The organism is Agarivorans sp. JK6 (genome assembly GCF_045277145.1).
Lineage (GTDB): Bacteria > Pseudomonadota > Gammaproteobacteria > Enterobacterales > Celerinatantimonadaceae > Agarivorans > Agarivorans albus.
This window is the reverse complement of sequence record NZ_CP113525.1, coordinates 539915-556592: the sequence shown is the minus strand read 5'-3', so window position 1 is coordinate 556592 and position 16678 is coordinate 539915. Positions and strand designations below refer to the sequence as shown.

Sequence of the window (16678 nt, the reverse complement as noted above, 5' to 3'; positions counted from 1 at the left end):
CAAGAAGTGCTTAACAAAGAGTAAAGTTCGCTTATTCGAACCTTTCTGGCAGCATTTCTTAGCCATTTATTCAGCGTTAGCGAGTGATTATTAAGCCCACTTAACTGCACACTCACTGCCTTGCCTAAATGGCTAAGACATTGCTGCAAAAACCATCAGCAAAGATCAACAGACCCTAGTGACTAAATCTCAGGGAGAGACTATATGACTCAGCCAAATCAAGCCAACTCACTAAACTGTGATACCCCGCAGCCAAGTAACAAACAAAAACGACACCAGCGAGTGGTGCCCTTACGTTATCAAGCAGCAGGGTTAGCATTTAACCTGGCCGGCTTAGTCAATCAAGCTTGGGCAGCAAACACATTGGCTAAGTTATGGTTTCGTGTTTTCAAGCGAAAGGTTAGCCCTAATACTCAAGCCTTTTGGCAAAGTGCCGAGCAAACCATCACACTCAAGGTAAACCAACATAAGCTACCCTTGCACTTATGGGGGAAAGGACCTTTAGTGGTTTGTTTGCATGGTTGGAGTGGCAGCGGCGTGCAGTTTCGCCATTTTGTTCAACCTTTGGTTGATGCTGGCTACCAAGTTGCGACATTTGATGCCCCCGGACACGGCAGTCATCAAGATTCGCATAGCCACTTACTCGAATTTAGTGACAGCTTAATGGCCATTCAACAGCAAGTTGCCAAGGTGCACTGTGTACTTGCTCACTCCTTTGGTGCTATGGCCACTACCACAGCCCAGTTACGCGGTTTTGCTCCAACCAAGCTAGTTATGTTAGCCCCACATTTAGATGTAGAAGAAATGTTTTCTACCTATGCCAATCTGCTAAACCTACGCCAGAAGCTTAAAGCAACCTTTAAAGAACAAGTAGGACATAAAATGCAGAAGTTGTTGGCGGGAGACGATCCTTGGCAATTGTTTAGTGTAGAGCGCTTAACCCCGCAAGCTACACCAGGTTTGTTAATTAGTGATAGCCAGGACCAAGAAGTTAGCCAACAACAATTTAAGCAAATTCAACAGTGCTGGCCAAATGCAAAACACCAGCAAACAGAAGGATTAGGCCACTTTCGCCTGCTAAAAGACCCTCATGTTATTGCTGAGACTGTCAGTTTTGTTGGAAATCAAAGCCACTAAATGCAAACTCACATAGGAAGCAAAGGCTAAATACTTTATGCTCGAATAAAAGACATTAACCAAGAAACATGCTCGTGGCACAACAAGTCCTTTCAGTTTGCCCAGGCTGCGGAGCCTCAGTCGGCTGTACGGCCAATGAACAATGCTGGTGTATGAATATGCCAGCTATTTTGCCGGTAAGCGCAGATCTCAATGAGCGGGCATGTCTTTGTCAAACATGCTTATCCAAAAAGTTGGCCGAGAAATTAACGCTGCTGATAGCCAATACGCCTCATCATGAATTACTCGAATTAGCGGCACGCTACCGAACACCAGCTAACCAACAAGCTGCCTTGCAAGAACATCTAGATTTCAGCATGGAAGATGGCTTAATGGTTTTTAGTGCTTGGTATCACTTAAAACGAGGAACCTGCTGCGGTAATGGCTGTCGACATTGCCCTTACCCTAAATAAACTTAAATAAACCCAGTAGCAAACAACAGTTAAGCCAAAGTGTTTACTTGCTTAGTAAAGGCTTTATTAGCAAAGCCATAGGCTAAACGAGTTAGCCCCCAGAAGATGAGCAATACAACGGCAATAATTGCATAAAGTGCGTGCAGGTCAATCGACAGTTCAAACAATAAAGCAGCTAGCTCGGCTTGCACATCTAGCCATGCGATAACGCCATAAATCTCGTAAAACGAATAGGCAAATACCGCTAATAGCTCTGCTACAGAGATAAACACCGAGGCAAGCCACGACCAAAAGCTCAAGTAGCGTAGCTCTGCACGGTTAAGTGCCCGTTGATGGTCTTTGACGAACAACTGCACCGCAATGGAGGCCGACAGCATAAGGACAATAATGCCCAAAAAACTATTCGACTCTAAATCCAACCACGACACTACTGTGCCAAAAACTAACGAACTGGCTAAATAAACCAGTGCGAACCACATTAGGTACTTGTTAAGTGATACTTCAGCCGTTTGCATGCTCTTCCTTTAACCTTACTGCCTAAACTACCCGCGCATATTAACACTAAGACGACAAAATTTAGCATTAGCCTAAACACTTCTACTTACGCAATATCAATTTAATCTGCGCTGAAAAATTCCAGCTCACAGTTTTAAATTGTTTACTCACACATAATTCCAAATTGGAATATTAGAAATATCCATAATTCCATTTTTATAAGCAGCAGCAACTTCTACACTAGCCGCAGTTTTTAAATCTCAATACTTTTCAGGGATGAACGCGTGTTAGAAGCATTAAGCGCACTTTTATTAATCAATTTATTAGGCATGTTAAGCCCTGGCCCAGACATGGTAATGGTATTGCGCCATGCCAGCAGCGGAAAACGCCAAGCAGCATTTTGTGTAATGGGCGTATTGCTAGGCTTTAGTATCCATATCGCGCTAGCCATTGGCGGCTTATCTATCATCATTAAACAATCGCCTTTATTGTTTGAAGTATTGCGTTGGGGCGGCGCAGGCTTTTTGGTATTCCTAGGCTTAAGAACCTTATTTAGTCGCTCCGAGCTGATGGAACTCGCCAGCCAAGGCAAACCTAAGCGCGCTAAAAAAGTGGTGCTAAGCGGTATTGCTTGTAACCTACTCAACCCAAAGATTTTAGTTTTTGTAGTAAGCGTATTTAGTCAGTTTATTGGTAGTGAAACACTACTCAGCGAAAAGCTGATACTCGGAGCTGCTTTGTTACTAGAAACCGCATTACTGTGGTACCTATTGGTGCGAATTTTATCGCATCATAAAGTGCAAATTCAGCTACAGCGCTACCAACAATGGGTGAATAGATTTAGCGGTACAACCCTACTTGGAATGGGAACTTTGCTCGGCCTTCACAGTTAAGCCCTCTGCAAATTGAAACCCGCTGGGCTTGGTGCTATGGTCAAAAAAAAGGCAGATGAATCATGGTTATGGAAGATACCTACAAGATCATTATCGCTGACGACCACCCCTTGTTTCGTAGTGCTCTTCAGCAGGCAGTACAAACTGCCGTTCCCGATGCTCAGTTACTAGAAGCTGAGAATGTTAACGACCTACTTAAACTGCTCGAACTAGAGCGTGAACCCGACCTACTATTATTAGATTTGAAGATGCCCGGCGCCAATGGCTTCTCGGCATTTACCCACTTACATGGCCAGTACCCAGAATTGCCAATTGTGGTGATCTCGGCCAGCGAGGAAGTAAGCGTAGTGCAAAAAGCCAAGCAGCTTGGCGCAACCGGCTTTATTCCTAAATCGACCCCACTACAACAATTGGTTGCCGCCATTCAACACATTATTGAAGGCGACGACTGGTTCCCAGAAGGCATAAGCTTTAGCGCTCAAGCTGAGGAAGACCCTCTAGCCGAACGCTTAGCCAGCCTTACCCCTCAGCAATACAAAGTATTAGTAATGCTTAACGAAGGCCTGCTAAACAAGCAAATTGCCTACGAGCTAAATGTATCGGAGGCCACCATTAAGGCCCACGTTACTGCGATTTTCCGCAAACTTAACGTGAAAAACCGCACCCAAGCAGTAATCGCCTTGCAACAATTAGAGCTAGAGCCAAGCCCAGAAGATAACGAGATTTAAAAAGCTTCTGAAAAATTAGAAAGCCCGCTGGTCGGGCTTAGTGTTTTAGGCAATAAATTAAGCTTAAGATTTTTGCATTTGCTGCTGGAAAGTAATTTCAATAAATTCGGCAGGGCGAGTGATCGCAACAAGTACCGTAATCTTTAAAATCCCTTCAAGAATATCTGCACTGGTCATGGTTTCACCTAAACCAACTTGCACGCTAAAGGCTTCTGCTGGCGCCGTTCCAGCTAAGCCTCCTTGGTTCCAGATTCCTGTAAGGAAGTTAGAAATCATGCTTTTAACTGTGACCCATGTTCGCGCATCGTTTGGCTCAAATACATATGCTTTAGCCGCTAGTTTTAGCGATTGTTCGAGCATAATCATGGTGCGGCGCACATTAACGTAACGATAATCCAAGCTATTGCCATCCAGAGTTCGAGCCCCCCAAACTAAGGTTCCTTGACCGGTAAATGAGCGAATCGCATTTATCGATTTACCATTGCCATCTACGTTTAAGCTTTCTTGCTCTTCGACGGAAACTATTAAAGCGGGTGAAGTGACGCCAACTACTTCAATATTCGCAGGCGCTTTCCATACACCTTGCATATTGTCGGTCATGGTATACAAACCGGCCATCGCGCCTGATGGAGGTAGCAAATTGAGTTGACTGCAAATTTCTTTAACAAGTGCTGGGTAAGTAATGCAGGATGCACGCAAAGCTTTATCAATAACTTCGGGAGTAGGATCGTCATCACCCGTTTCGGTAGCAGTAAGTCCTGCTAACATTTTACCTATAAGTGACGAGGCATCAGGTGCACCAAGCTCTGCGTTTATAGCCGCTTGCAATACCGCTTTACCTTCGTCACTTAAAAAACCGAAGTGAACATCTGAATGACTAAACAAAGTGCTGTTTAGCCATGGGAAATACACTGCGCCAAAACCACCAATCTCTTTATTTGATATTCCAGCTCTAAACGCTGCCACACTGTCTTCTTCATCTTGAAAACCGTTATGAACATCTAACAGTGCAATACGGCTGCGCATTTTACTGCCACAATGCATCAGCATTTGCTGCTGCACCGTGTAACAATCGGCAGCTGCAAGACTGACCGTATCGGGAATCACCACCAGGGTAGGCTCTTGCTCTTCAACTAAGGTAGTAATGCCAGCTAACATTGCGTCTTTAGCCAAGTCTGTCGTGTAATCACCAACCGATACGATGTAGCAAGGACCGCCGCCATTTAAGAAAAACATCTGCATACTTTGGTACAAACGATACTTATTGCCGCTTGCTGCAACCGTATAGTGCTTGTCATCTAAAGACATATCTGCGCTTGCGGCGTCAGCGGCTTCCGCAAAATTAAACTGCAAACTAGCTCCAAAGCCAAAAACACTTTGAAACTCAGCCATAGAGCTTATCCGAATAGGTTTGTTTAGTACTGACTTGTTATTTTTACTGGCGGTTTGGGTATAGCCGATAAATGCCGGTACTGCAGTTGCTACCTCCACGACTGAATTTGGAAACGCATTTTTTTCAACAATATACACACCGGGAGTTTTTATGTTTCTCATGCCGTTTTCCTCTTATAGAGCCACTAATATTTCTGAGGCTTTGGTCTTCTTTGCTGCGTCGAGGTAGATATAACAAACCAAGAAAACTACGCATACTCAAAACATCTTAGTCACATGCTCCTCAGCCGGAGGGATAAATTTGCTGGTACGATGATAACGCTCTCCATCAAACGACAACCACCCGAGCTTAGTAAGAGCACGTAGATCACGGCTCACTAGTGGCTTAGCAAATGCTGGTTCGAGCTGCTCACATCGCCATTCAGCTATATGTGAACTTGTTTTACTGTGATAACTCAGCTCTTCTGGATACTGCTCCAGCGCTTGCAACCACCAGAGTTGATGAACATTAATTCCCAATTGGCGCGCTCGTTTTACTTCTTGAGGGTGACTCTCTGCCTCTAATACTAGCTTCTGGACTTCTTGGCGGAGCATCGTTTGCACAAAACCTTTACTATATTCAGCCATCAATGGGATTAGTTCTGCCCAACTAACTTGCAACTCTCGAGTAACCAAAGACAAATACAAGGTTCTTTCAGCTGTTTCAAAAATTTGCCAACTGCCGGTTGGAGATAGCTTACAAGTTGGAGCGGGTAAGGTTTTAGGTTTAGCCACAATAAAACAATCGAACACCTGCCAGGCACAGCCATTCCAATTGGCCATCAGCCGCATATTGGTGCTAAGAAAACTGTTTACTCCCCACCTAATCAAGCGACCTCTCCCGTTTATAAGAATAAAAATTAGCGACATCGTAAAACTGTTGTTGTTCAAGTACGCGTTAAAGCATCAACCATTCTGTCTACTTAAGAGCTCGGCTTTAGCCAATCATTAGCGCCTTTTTGGCTGTTAAGCAGCTGCTGGCAGAGTTTTTTCAAACGCAATGGACGTAGTGGTTTACTTAAGTAGGCAAAGCCTTGAGCGCGTACGCGGTCGATTAGATCAGTTTGCCTATCGGCGCTAATAACAATGCCATGACAAGAGAGTTGGCCTTGATGAATTAGGCGCTGCAGCGCTTCTAATCCGGTTTTGTCATAGTCGAGATGATAATCACTAAGAATTAATTCTGGCACCCAACCGCCCTCTATTACCTCTGCGGCGGTATCAGCATCTTCGCAGCAAATCACTTCGTAGCCCCAGCGGCTTAGCAGGCTTTCCATGCCTGCCAGAATGTCGGGCTCATTATCAATACAAAGTACTTTTGCACCTTGGGTAGTGCTAATGGGAGCACCTTCTAATTGCTTAGTTTTATAGATATTGGCTGCTTCAACCACGGGCACGGTAACGTAAAATACCGAGCCTTTGCCAAGTACCGACTCAACACCAATGGGAATTTCCAATAACTCGGCAAAGCCTTGGGCAATTGCTAAACCTAAACCTAAGCCTTCTTCTCGAGCCCGGCCAGACTTTTGTAACTGTTGAAACTCTTCAAAAATTTGCTGCTGTTTACTTTGCTCAATTCCAGGGCCGTTATCCCATACTTCTAAACGTAAGCTATTGCCTTTGCGACGCGCCCCCAATAAAACCTTACCTTTAGGGTTATAACGTAATGCATTGGTAAGAAAGTTCTGCAAAATGCGGCGTAATAATTTGCTATCGCTGCTTACAGTAAGCTTGCTGGTATGTAACTTAAGCTCCACCGCTTGTTGCTGGGCTAAGGGGATAAATTCGGCATGAATATGGTCAAGCAAATGGCCTATTTCAAATTGCTCTTTACTCACCACCACACGGCCTGATTCAAGGCGTGAAATATCCAGCAAATCACTAATAATTTCCTCGGCAGAATACAGCGACTTATCGATGCTCGCAGCCAAAAACTTGGTGTCGTTTTCTAAGTCAGCTTCAAGCAAAGAGCCAGCAAATAGCTTAGCGGCATTTAACGGCTGCATAAGGTCGTGGCTTACCGCCGCCAAAAAGCGCGTTTTAGATTGGTTAGCTTGCTCTGCTGCATGAGTAGCATGCACTAATTGTTGGTTAATAGACGATAGCTGTTGAGTACGCTGAGCAACGCGCGCCTCAAGAATTTCGTTAGCTTGCTTGAGCATGTCTTCTGCTTGGCGAAAGGTGGTAATGTCACTAAAGGTCATAACATAGCCACCATTTGGCATCGGGTTACCTTGCACTTGAATCACCCGACCATCACGTCTGATCCGTGAAGAGGTGTGGCTATTGCCACGGCGTAAATGCTCTACCCTACGTTCTACGTGTTCTTCAATATCACCCGGACCACATAAGCCATTAATAGCATTATGGCGAATCAGCTCTTCAATCGGCCTGCCTACCGCAATCATGCCATTAGGAAAATCAAATAGCTCGGTATAACGTCGGTTCCACGACACCAATTTCAACTCTTTATCTACAATGGCAATGCCTTGATCAATGTGCTCAATGGCACCTTGTAACAGATGTTTATTAAACTGCAGCAGCTCCGAGGCTTCTTCGGCAATCGAGGCAAACTCTTCAAGTTGAACTTGCTTACCTTGCAGGGCAGAACCCAGCACTAAACGCGCCGACGAAGAGCCAAATACCCCACCTAACATGCGTTCCGTCTCGGCAATCAGTTCCACCGGTGCTTGTTGATTAGGGCTAAGGTCCAGATCTCGAGAGCTCGCATATTTACCAAATGCCTCGCTTATGCGTTGAGTCCCCAAAAAGCGCGATGCCAGCATGTGAAGCTCTTCTACACTCACCTTTGATTGGTATAGAGCACCTGCATCATCACTTTTACCGGTTTGGCCAACAAAGTTACTGGCTTGCAGCCATTCGGAAACGGCTGGGCTAGATAACTTAGACACCAATAAATACGCCAACAAGTTACCCAATAAACTAAGCACAATGCCCCAGTTTTCATTGGAGATCAGCGCGTGACCAGCAAGTTGCGGTGCAGTCAGCCAATCAGCAATCCATTGGTTAAAAATCAAGGGATTTAGGCCATCGGTCATATTGAGTAAATTGAGTAGCCATAAGCTCATGCCCACTAACAAACCAGCATAAACACCGGTTCGATTGCCTTCTCGCCAGTACAAACCAAAGATAAGTGGAATCGCTAATTGAGCGATTGCAGCAAAAGATAAGAAGCCAATGTCAGCAAGGTTTGTTAGCTCGCCCAACATCAAGAAGGTACCCCAAGCCAGTAACAGAATCACCAAAATGGTGGTGCGGCGAACATTAAGCAGTAGTTCGCTAAACTGAGCGAAATTGCGACGGCTCAAACCGCCTTGTTTTAGCAGCAGCGGTAACACTAAATCGTTGCTCACCATAATCGCCAAAGCAATGGTAGACACCACCACCATGCCACTGGCGGCGGAGGTTCCGCCTAAAAATGCCACCATGCCCAACCAATCGTGCCCTGCGGCAAGCGGTAAACTAATCACATAGTTATCGGCAGGCGTATTCGCTGGCAATATAAAATCACCCGCAAAGGCAATGGGTAATACAAAAATAGCCAGCAACACCAAATAGGCAGGAAATAGCCAACGTGCGGTTTTTAAATCATTAACTTGGTTGTTTTCTACCACAGTCACATGAAATTGGCGGGGTAAACAAATAACTGCCGACATCGCTAACAGCGTGGCAATTACCAAATCGGTCACATCGGCAACGCTGATCTCTTGCCATTTAAAGCTAAAGGACTCACTTACCGCTTGCTGAGCGCTAAGTGGCAAATCCCATAGTATCGATACCGCCAGCAAACCCACACAAACAAAGGCCACCAGCTTAACCAGCGACTCAAAAGCAATCGCTACTATCACCCCACGGTGATGCTCTGTGGCATCAATATGGCGAGTGCCAAATAACATGGTGAATATCGCCAAGGCGATACTCACAAACAAGGCGATTTGCGAGCTACTGCCTTTGCCCACCGCTTCACGCATTGCATCGCCGCCGAACAAGTCTAAACCCATCACAATGGCGCGTAATTGCAATGCGATATACGGCAAAACACCAATAATACAAATAAGCGAAATAACTACTGCTAAGGTTTGTGACTTGCCATAACGTGCTGCGATAAAGTCGGCAATGGTTGTGATGTGTTCGCGTTTAGCGATTAACACCACTCTAGCGAGTAATTTCCAACCAAACAGAAATAGCAATACCGGACCAAGGTAAATGGGAATAAATGATAAGAAGTTCTCGCTGGCTTGGCCCACGGTGCCGTAAAAGGTCCACGAGGTACAATAAACAGCGATAGAAAAGCTATAAAAAGCCGGTTGCCAGTGCAAACGGGCACTGGCATTTTGATCGGTAAAATAGGCGATCACAAATAGCAAACCCAAGTACGCCAACGACAGCGGGATAACTAACCAGCCCTCACTTACTATTTGCATCTATTCTTTCTATCCTTGTGATCACTAACCCACTCGATACAAGGCTTAACCCAGCCTTCACTATCAGCAACTAGAACAACATCCATTTTCTACCTGCCTACAAACATTGATTTACTGCTCATTTTATCTGCAGCTCGTTCACTTAGCTTACGCTAGCAAAAAAGATTGTCGATAACTGTGATTAATACAAAGAGTTATCAAACTATTACTAGGGTCTGTTGATCTTTGCTGATGGTTTTTGCAGCAATTTATTAGCCATTTAGGCAAGGCAGTGAGTGTGCAGTTAAGTAGGCTTAATAATCACTCGCTAACGCTGAATAAATGGCTAAGAAATGCTGCCCGAAGGGTTCGGATAAGCGAACTTTACTCTTTGTTAAGCACTTCTTGCTTAGCCCACTAGGCTTCTAAGTGCTCGCCGCGATTAAAGCCCGCTTATCTCGAACAAAATTTCAACACCAAAGATCAACAGCCCCTAGGAAAGCAGGGAATTTAGACTTAACAAAAACTGTAATTTCTGGCTGCCAAAATTCGCTTAAGGCCGCGTTTAGACTAAAGTCGTCTAGGTTCGCTAAGCAAAAAATATCATGCTAAATGCGGATAAATACCTGAGTTAAACACGACTAGGTGAGGCAATGAGTACCGACTTTAATTTTCAGCACCCGCCCTTTGACCAGCTTGAACCCAAGCAGCGTGAGCTGGTGTCTAGCAATCTAGACATTCACTATTTTCAAAGCCAGCAAAAAATAGTTACAGCGGGCGCACAAGCCTCCAGTTTGTTCATTATTATTAAAGGCCAAGTTGAAGAGCGTGCCGACAATAATGATGAGGTATTTGCCCACTACACGCTAGAAGACTGGTTTGATGTACGCTCGCAATTTGGCGGCTATGCAAAACATGACTACATCGCGCTAGAAGAAACCCTTTGTTACGCCCTGCCTAGCCAAATTTTCCGCCGCTTAGTGAGTGAAAACAGCGATTTTGGTGACTATTTTCAGCGCGACTTAGCCACCCGTCACCAACTGGTAGAGTCTCGCGAAGGCAATAAGAACTTGGCAGAATTCATCCTCACCACCATTGATGAACGCAACGTACAACCCGCAGTGGTCATTGAAGGAGAGACCTCGCTGCAGCAAGCCACCCTAATTATGCGCGAGCAAAAGCTGGAGTCATTGCTGGTCAATCACGATGGCTGCTTTGGCATGCTAACAGGTACCGACTTACTCCATGCTGCGGTACTGGTGCAGCAATCTCTCGATACTCCGGTTTGCCAGTTAGCCAACTTCAACTTAATCAGTGTGAACAAAGGCGATTTTTTGTTTAACGCCATGCTGTTAATGACGCGCAACAGCATCGAACGCGTGGTGGTTAAAGACCAGCAAAAGATCATTGGCATACTGGAGATGGCGCATCTGCTTAGCTTGTTTTCGACCCACTCTCACGTATTGGCTTTACGCATTGCTCGCGCCTCAAGTATTGAAGAACTCAGCGAAGCGGCACACACCCTCAATAAACTGGTAGAAAACCTCTGCAATAACGGCATTCGCACCTTATTTATTATGAAGTTGCTAGCCACCATGAATGAGCAAATTATTAGCCGAGTGTTTGAACTGAGCATCCCTCACCAACATCACAACCACATATGCTTAATGGTGATGGGCAGTGAAGGTCGTGGCGAGCAAATCGTTAAAACCGACCAAGATAACGGCTTAGTCATCGAAGATGGTTACGATTGGCCAGAGCGACAACAGCAACTAAATCAGTTTAGCGAATACCTGCTCGAGTTAGGTTACCCACCTTGCCCCGGCAACATAATGGTTAACAACCCAGAATGGGTGCAGCAACAAAGCCAATGGAGTAAAACCATTGCCAATTGGATAGAAACCGGCCACGGCGATGCCATGATGAACCTCGCCATAGTATTAGATGCCCACGCCATTGCGGGTAATAAAAGCCTACTGCGTAGATTACGCAAAGATCTAATGGCACAAATGGCTAATCGCAGCGTTACCTTGGCGTTTTTTGCCCAGCCAGCCTTAAAGTTTCATACCCCACTCACCATGTTTGGCAATATTAAATCCAAACAAGCAGGCTTAGATATCAAGAAAGGCGGGATTTTTCCTATTGTGCATGGGGTGCGCGCTCTAGCCTTAGAGCACGCAATTAGCGCGACCAATACCTTAGAGCGCATAGAACAACTCGCCTCATTAAAAGTGATAGACGAGGACAGTGCAGCTAACCTTAAAGAAGCACTATTACTGTTTTTTAAACTGCGTATTCAACAGCTGTTCCCCGCTGAAGAGGGCCAAGACTATCACGTACTTAAGCTAGACAAGTTAAATCACAGTCAGCGAGATTTATTACGCCATGGCTTACACGTAGTGAAAAAGTTTAAGCAGCTATTAGCGCTACACTTTAATATTCGCGATTACTAGGCGGTTAAATGTTGCAGCGTTTGCTTTACCAACGAAAATATAAAGACAGCGAATTCGCCACGTTGTTTGCCCCTTATCGTGGTAAAGAATATGTAGCATTAGATTTAGAAACCACCAGTTTAGACACCAAACTGGCCGACATCGTTTCGATGGGTGCGGTCATCATCAGTGAAAATCGTATTTTGGCCAGCCAGTGTTTTGATATAAAAATTCGCGCTACCGATAAACTTGCTGGCGACTCAATTAAAGTGCATCGCCTTCGCCACAGTGATTTAGCCCAAGCCTGCAGCATTGAAGAGGCTTTGCCGAAACTGCTGCAGTTTATTGGCGCTCGGCCAATCGTGGGTTACAACATTGGCTACGACCAACGGATTTTAAACCGCCATTGCAAACAACGTTATGGTTTCAAATTAGTGAATCCACTCATTGATGTAGGTCGAATGTTTGCCGACAAAGTACATGTAGACCACGTGGGTATAAGCCCCAATCAAGACTTAGTGCATATATGTCAAAGTTTAGGTATTCCGCTATCTGGTCGCCATCAAGCGATTGACGACGCGATAACTGCAGCGATGATCTATTTGCGTTTACAACTGGGCCCAAGGCCAACCAGTGCGCTGCCTAAAGCCATATCGGCTTAACCACCCTGTTGATAAAATAAACGCTAGTATGAATGGGATTTCATCGTTCAATTGAGCTATAAGCGCTTAATCACAGCTCTGTGATTTGCTGAGAAAAGCCGCTAGTTCCAAGCATATTTTAAGGCTACATTAGCCCTAGTTTTCTCCAGTTTGGAAGGTTAAATGAAAAAACTCGCCCTATTAGTTTTACTTGCCAGTTCAGTCTCTTACTCCGCTTTTGCAGAGCAACCAAACCAAGATACCTTGGCCCAAACCGGTGCGCTAAACAGCAGTAAAACGCCGCTATTTGGCGCCGAAGTTTACAGCAACGACAAAGTGCTTTATGGCAAATTTGTGGTTCGCATGAAGTTAGTATCCGAGCCCGGAGTAGTTTCGTCGTTTTTCACTTACGACAACGAATCTTGGCAAGGCAATGGCATTCCGTGGAGCGAAATAGACTTCGAAGCCATTGGTAAAACGCCTCATCAGCTGCAAACCAACCTCATCACTGGCCAAGCCAATAAACGCAAACACAGCGAAAAGAAACACAAAGTTCCACAGCTAGAAGAGTTTGTTGAATACGCCATTACCTGGACACCAAACGAGATTATTTGGGATGTTGATGGCGAAACAATCCGCCACGACACCGCCGAAAATTCAAAGCAAGTTATCGCCATGCGCGACATTCCACAAAGCTATCGCATGAACATTTGGATTTCGGAAGCCATTGGCTGGGTAGGTCGCTTTAAAGCCAGTAGTTTGCCACTTCACCAAGTTGTAGATTGGATTGAGTATCACGAATACCAAGATAACGGAGAGTTTGCCTTAACTTGGCGTGACGATTTTGACAACTTTGACCAAAAGCGCTGGGGCAAAGGCGATTGGGGCTTTGAGTCAAACTTAGTCACCTTCTCTCCGAACAATGCCAACATTGTTAACGGCAAGCTAGTACTTAGCCTAAGTGCCGAGGGCATGGATTTAAATTACAGCGAGTAACTCAATCAAGAATCCCAGCCACCTAGCTGGGATTCTTTAAAAACTAGTTAACCTGAACCAGGGATAAGGAAGTGACGATAATGTTGCAACCAAGTACTTAATCTAGTGTCATGTTTCTAGCGAGCTCAGCTTAGTTATATTGAGTTTCACTAGTTTTATCGAACACCTCACCTTGAGTGTTATCAACAGTGAGTTTAATTCTGCCGGTATTGTAGCGGGTAATCATAACCTTTGAGTTGGTCTTCAAAGCCACTTCATCGGCTTGTGTTATTTCCATCACCTCACCTGAGTTAGACTCCACCAAGTACTGAAAAGCCTCTATCTCTTTATTATTATTGGCTTCTATTGCCGCGCCCACTAAACCAATTACCGCTAATGCTGCTCCCGCATCACGTGCGTTTTCACTACGCCCAGCACCCGCCATAAGACCGCCAGCGGTCGCTACAGCGAGTCCAGTATGTAAGCCTTGTTTATCTATATCTGAGGGTTTTACTCTTACCTGCTTAACACTAAGAACCACTGCTCGCGTCACCTGAACCGCACTTTCATCAGAATTATGTACATCTGGATCATAACGATCGGCCATACTTGAGCACGCGCTGGTAACAATAACCATGGCAATGACGAGAAGTTTTTTCATAGTGTTTCCCATTTGAGCTTGTTAAAAAGCCCAAATGTACCCGCACTTGAACAAGTTATTAAACGAACACCTTTAAGCGAAACTAACAGCTAAAGTTATCCCCCTTAGCTGCAAAAACCACCAAAGCAAAATAACGTTAATTGGGAAGTGTTGCTTTAGCTCGCAAATTAATCCAACACAGGCCGTGAGCCGCCTCTCAGTTTCATCGCGCAACATAAAAAATCACTTTGATTAATAAAGCATTTTACTATTCTTCACAAATAATTAACCAAAAGTCTAATTGTCGACAACCTGTGTCAGTGCGAGTCTAGATTAAAATCCGAGACGTCAATGACGATATCCCGCCTCACATCGAGGAAGCAAGGAGAGGAAGATGAGTGAACAAAAGCTGTACCCCGTTAAAGCTAACATTACAGACAACTGCTTACTAAACGATCAGCAATATCTAGATATGTATCAAGAATCTATCACCCAGCCTGATCAGTTTTGGGGGAAGCACGGTAGCGAGTTACTCGATTGGATCCAGCCTTTTACTAAAGTAAAAAACACCTCATACGACCCTGGTCATGTGAGCATCAAATGGTTTGAAGATGGCCTGCTAAACGTAAGTGCCAACTGTATTGACCGTCATCTACAAGAGCGCGGTGACGAGGTAGCAATTATTTGGGAAGGCGACAACCCAGAAGAAGACAGCAAACTCACTTACAACGAACTGTACCAACAAGTTTGTAAATTCTCTAACGCGCTTAAACAGCAAGGCGTTAAAAAAGGTGAAGTAGTATGTTTGTACATGCCAATGGTACCAGAAGCGGCTGTGGCCATGTTGGCTTGTACCCGTATTGGCGCCGTGCACTCGATTGTATTTGGCGGCTTTTCTCCTGAAGCACTGGCGGGTCGTATTATTGATTCAAATTCTAAATACGTGATTACTGCCGACGAAGGTGTTCGCGGCGGGCGTGGCGTACCACTTAAAGCCAACGTAGACCAAGCCTTAGAAAACCCAGACTGTGAGTTTGTTAAAAGTGTTGTGGTACTAAAACGTACCGGCGGCGAAGTAAACTGGAATGCCAACCGCGATGTATGGTGGCACGACATTACCGAAAACCAAGCTGCCGATTGTCCGCCAGAACCAATGAATGCCGAAGACCCGCTGTTCATCCTTTATACCTCTGGCTCTACCGGCAAACCTAAAGGCGTATTACATACCACGGGCGGTTACCTGCTTTACGCCACAATGACCTTTAAATATGTATTCGATTATCACCCAGGCGATATTTACTGGTGTACCGCCGATGTCGGTTGGATTACTGGCCACAGTTACCTGGTATACGGGCCATTAGCCAATGGTGCAACCACCATCTTGTTTGAAGGTGTGCCTAACTACCCTACCTCAGCACGTATGAGCGAAGTATGTGACAAACACCAAGTGACCATTTTATACACGGCTCCAACCGCTATTCGCGCCCTAATGGCGCAAGGTGATGCCGCCGTGCAAGGTACCAGCCGCAGTAGCCTGCGAATTATGGGCTCGGTAGGTGAACCGATTAACCCGGAAGCGTGGGAATGGTATTACCGCACCATAGGTGACGAGCGCTGTCCAATTGTCGACACTTGGTGGCAAACAGAAACCGGCGGTATTTTAATTACTCCACTACCAGGAGCAACCGCACTTAAACCTGGTTCTGCTACTCGCCCATTCTTTGGCGTGCAACCAGCCTTAGTAGATAACGAAGGTAATGAGCTAGAAGGCGCTGCCGAAGGTAACTTGATTATTAAAGACAGCTGGCCAGGACAAATGCGCACCGTTTATGGTGACCACGAGCGTTTTGAGCAAACCTACTTTTCAACCTTCCCTGGAACCTACACCACCGGAGACGGTGCACGCCGCGATGAAGATGGCTACTTCTGGATTACCGGTCGCGTAGATGACGTACTCAATGTAAGTGGCCACCGCATGGGTACCGCCGAAATTGAAAGCGCACTGGTTGCCCACCCTAAAATTTCAGAGGCTGCCGTGGTAGGTGTACCTCACGAAATTAAAGGCCAAGGCATATATGCTTACATCACCCTTAATGCCGGTGAAGAGGCCAGCGCCGAGCTACATAAAGAAGTGAAAGCATGGGTACGTAAAGAAATTGGCCCAATTGCCACGCCGGACATTTTACACTGGGCAGAGGCTTTACCTAAAACCCGTTCAGGCAAAATTATGCGCCGTATTTTACGTAAGATTGCCACCAACGAGACCGACTCTCTAGGTGATACCTCGACCCTAGCGGATCCATCTGTGGTTGATAAGCTGATAGAAGAAAAATCGAATGCAGCTTAATTGCTAAAACCAAAAAGCCGCTTTAGTTAGCGGCTTTTTTCTATCCAAAAATAGTGCAACATGGTACCAATCTGTATCCAAAA

Annotated in this window: 13 protein-coding genes; 8 read left to right on the top strand and 5 right to left on the bottom strand. The window is 45.3% G+C overall.

The genetic code is table 11. The annotated features are described in order from the left end of the window. Positions 1 to 204 precede the first annotated feature (204 nt). Complete coding sequence (locus OV592_RS02665) at positions 205 to 1137, top strand: alpha/beta fold hydrolase (RefSeq protein ID WP_406610298.1); 933 nt, start codon at positions 205 to 207, stop codon at positions 1135 to 1137. A 74-nt stretch (positions 1138 to 1211) separates the two neighbouring features. After that, entirely contained in the window at positions 1212 to 1589 is a 378-nt protein-coding gene (locus tag OV592_RS02660; protein ID WP_406610297.1) for a cysteine-rich CWC family protein, read from the top strand. A 29-nt stretch (positions 1590 to 1618) separates the two neighbouring features. On the opposite strand, the gene OV592_RS02655 is transcribed toward OV592_RS02660, so the two are convergent. Further along, positions 1619 to 2104: an ABZJ_00895 family protein gene (locus OV592_RS02655; RefSeq protein WP_406610295.1), complete on the bottom strand. Its 486-nt coding sequence runs from the start codon at positions 2102 to 2104 to the stop codon at positions 1619 to 1621. A gap of 264 nt (positions 2105 to 2368) precedes the next feature. On the opposite strand from OV592_RS02655, the gene OV592_RS02650 reads away from it, so the two are divergent. Continuing rightward, complete coding sequence (locus OV592_RS02650) at positions 2369 to 2977, top strand: LysE family translocator (RefSeq protein ID WP_406610294.1); 609 nt, start codon at positions 2369 to 2371, stop codon at positions 2975 to 2977. A 62-nt stretch (positions 2978 to 3039) separates the two neighbouring features. After that, entirely contained in the window at positions 3040 to 3705 is a 666-nt protein-coding gene (locus OV592_RS02645) for a response regulator transcription factor (RefSeq protein ID WP_016402048.1), read from the top strand. 63 nt (positions 3706 to 3768) lie between these two features. Here the strand turns inward: OV592_RS02645 and OV592_RS02640 are convergent, their stop codons facing one another. The 3 genes from OV592_RS02640 to OV592_RS02630 form a co-directional block, all read right to left on the bottom strand. Beyond that, positions 3769 to 5259 carry a phage tail sheath family protein gene (locus tag OV592_RS02640; RefSeq protein ID WP_406610293.1) on the bottom strand — a complete coding sequence of 497 codons (1491 nt, stop codon included), beginning with the start codon at positions 5257 to 5259 and terminating at the stop codon, positions 3769 to 3771. 96 nt (positions 5260 to 5355) lie between these two features. After that, positions 5356 to 5967, bottom strand: coding sequence for a hypothetical protein (locus tag OV592_RS02635; protein WP_406610291.1), 612 nt, complete (start codon positions 5965 to 5967; stop codon positions 5356 to 5358). A 92-nt stretch (positions 5968 to 6059) separates the two neighbouring features. Then, positions 6060 to 9581: a NahK/ErcS family hybrid sensor histidine kinase/response regulator gene (locus tag OV592_RS02630; protein WP_406610290.1), complete on the bottom strand. Its 3522-nt coding sequence runs from the start codon at positions 9579 to 9581 to the stop codon at positions 6060 to 6062. A gap of 632 nt (positions 9582 to 10213) precedes the next feature. Here OV592_RS02630 and OV592_RS02625 point away from each other — a divergent pair. From OV592_RS02625 to OV592_RS02615, 3 genes are all read left to right on the top strand, one after another. After that, the gene (locus OV592_RS02625; protein WP_152785681.1) at positions 10214 to 12013 is read left to right on the top strand and encodes a DUF294 nucleotidyltransferase-like domain-containing protein; all 1800 of its coding nucleotides are present in this window, start codon (positions 10214 to 10216) and stop codon (positions 12011 to 12013) included. 8 nt (positions 12014 to 12021) lie between these two features. After that, the gene (locus OV592_RS02620; RefSeq protein WP_406610289.1) at positions 12022 to 12654 is read left to right on the top strand and encodes a 3'-5' exonuclease; all 633 of its coding nucleotides are present in this window, start codon (positions 12022 to 12024) and stop codon (positions 12652 to 12654) included. A 162-nt stretch (positions 12655 to 12816) separates the two neighbouring features. Beyond that, the gene (locus OV592_RS02615) at positions 12817 to 13629 is read left to right on the top strand and encodes a family 16 glycosylhydrolase (protein ID WP_152785683.1); all 813 of its coding nucleotides are present in this window, start codon (positions 12817 to 12819) and stop codon (positions 13627 to 13629) included. A gap of 130 nt (positions 13630 to 13759) precedes the next feature. On the opposite strand, the gene OV592_RS02610 is transcribed toward OV592_RS02615, so the two are convergent. Next, positions 13760 to 14269 (bottom strand): hypothetical protein, encoded by a 510-nt coding sequence (locus tag OV592_RS02610; RefSeq protein ID WP_406610286.1) that lies wholly within the window; start codon positions 14267 to 14269, stop codon positions 13760 to 13762. A 373-nt stretch (positions 14270 to 14642) separates the two neighbouring features. Here OV592_RS02610 and acs point away from each other — a divergent pair, with 373 nt between their 5' ends. Next, positions 14643 to 16595 (top strand): acetate--CoA ligase, encoded by a 1953-nt coding sequence (acs, locus tag OV592_RS02605; RefSeq protein ID WP_406610285.1) that lies wholly within the window; start codon positions 14643 to 14645, stop codon positions 16593 to 16595. Positions 16596 to 16678: the final 83 nt, after the last annotated feature.

Coding starts and splice junctions, on each gene's coding strand:
- OV592_RS02665 (WP_406610298.1), top strand. CDS start 205: ATGACTCAGCCAAATCAAGCCAACTCACTAAACTGTGATACCCCGCAG.
- OV592_RS02655 (WP_406610295.1), bottom strand. CDS start 2,104: ATGCAAACGGCTGAAGTATCACTTAACAAGTACCTAATGTGGTTCGCA.
- OV592_RS02645 (WP_016402048.1), top strand. CDS start 3,040: ATGGTTATGGAAGATACCTACAAGATCATTATCGCTGACGACCACCCC.
- OV592_RS02640 (WP_406610293.1), bottom strand. CDS start 5,259: ATGAGAAACATAAAAACTCCCGGTGTGTATATTGTTGAAAAAAATGCG.
- OV592_RS02630 (WP_406610290.1), bottom strand. CDS start 9,581: ATGCAAATAGTAAGTGAGGGCTGGTTAGTTATCCCGCTGTCGTTGGCG.
- OV592_RS02625 (WP_152785681.1), top strand. CDS start 10,214: ATGAGTACCGACTTTAATTTTCAGCACCCGCCCTTTGACCAGCTTGAA.
- OV592_RS02620 (WP_406610289.1), top strand. CDS start 12,022: ATGTTGCAGCGTTTGCTTTACCAACGAAAATATAAAGACAGCGAATTC.
- OV592_RS02615 (WP_152785683.1), top strand. CDS start 12,817: ATGAAAAAACTCGCCCTATTAGTTTTACTTGCCAGTTCAGTCTCTTAC.
- OV592_RS02610 (WP_406610286.1), bottom strand. CDS start 14,269: ATGAAAAAACTTCTCGTCATTGCCATGGTTATTGTTACCAGCGCGTGC.
- acs (WP_406610285.1), top strand. CDS start 14,643: ATGAGTGAACAAAAGCTGTACCCCGTTAAAGCTAACATTACAGACAAC.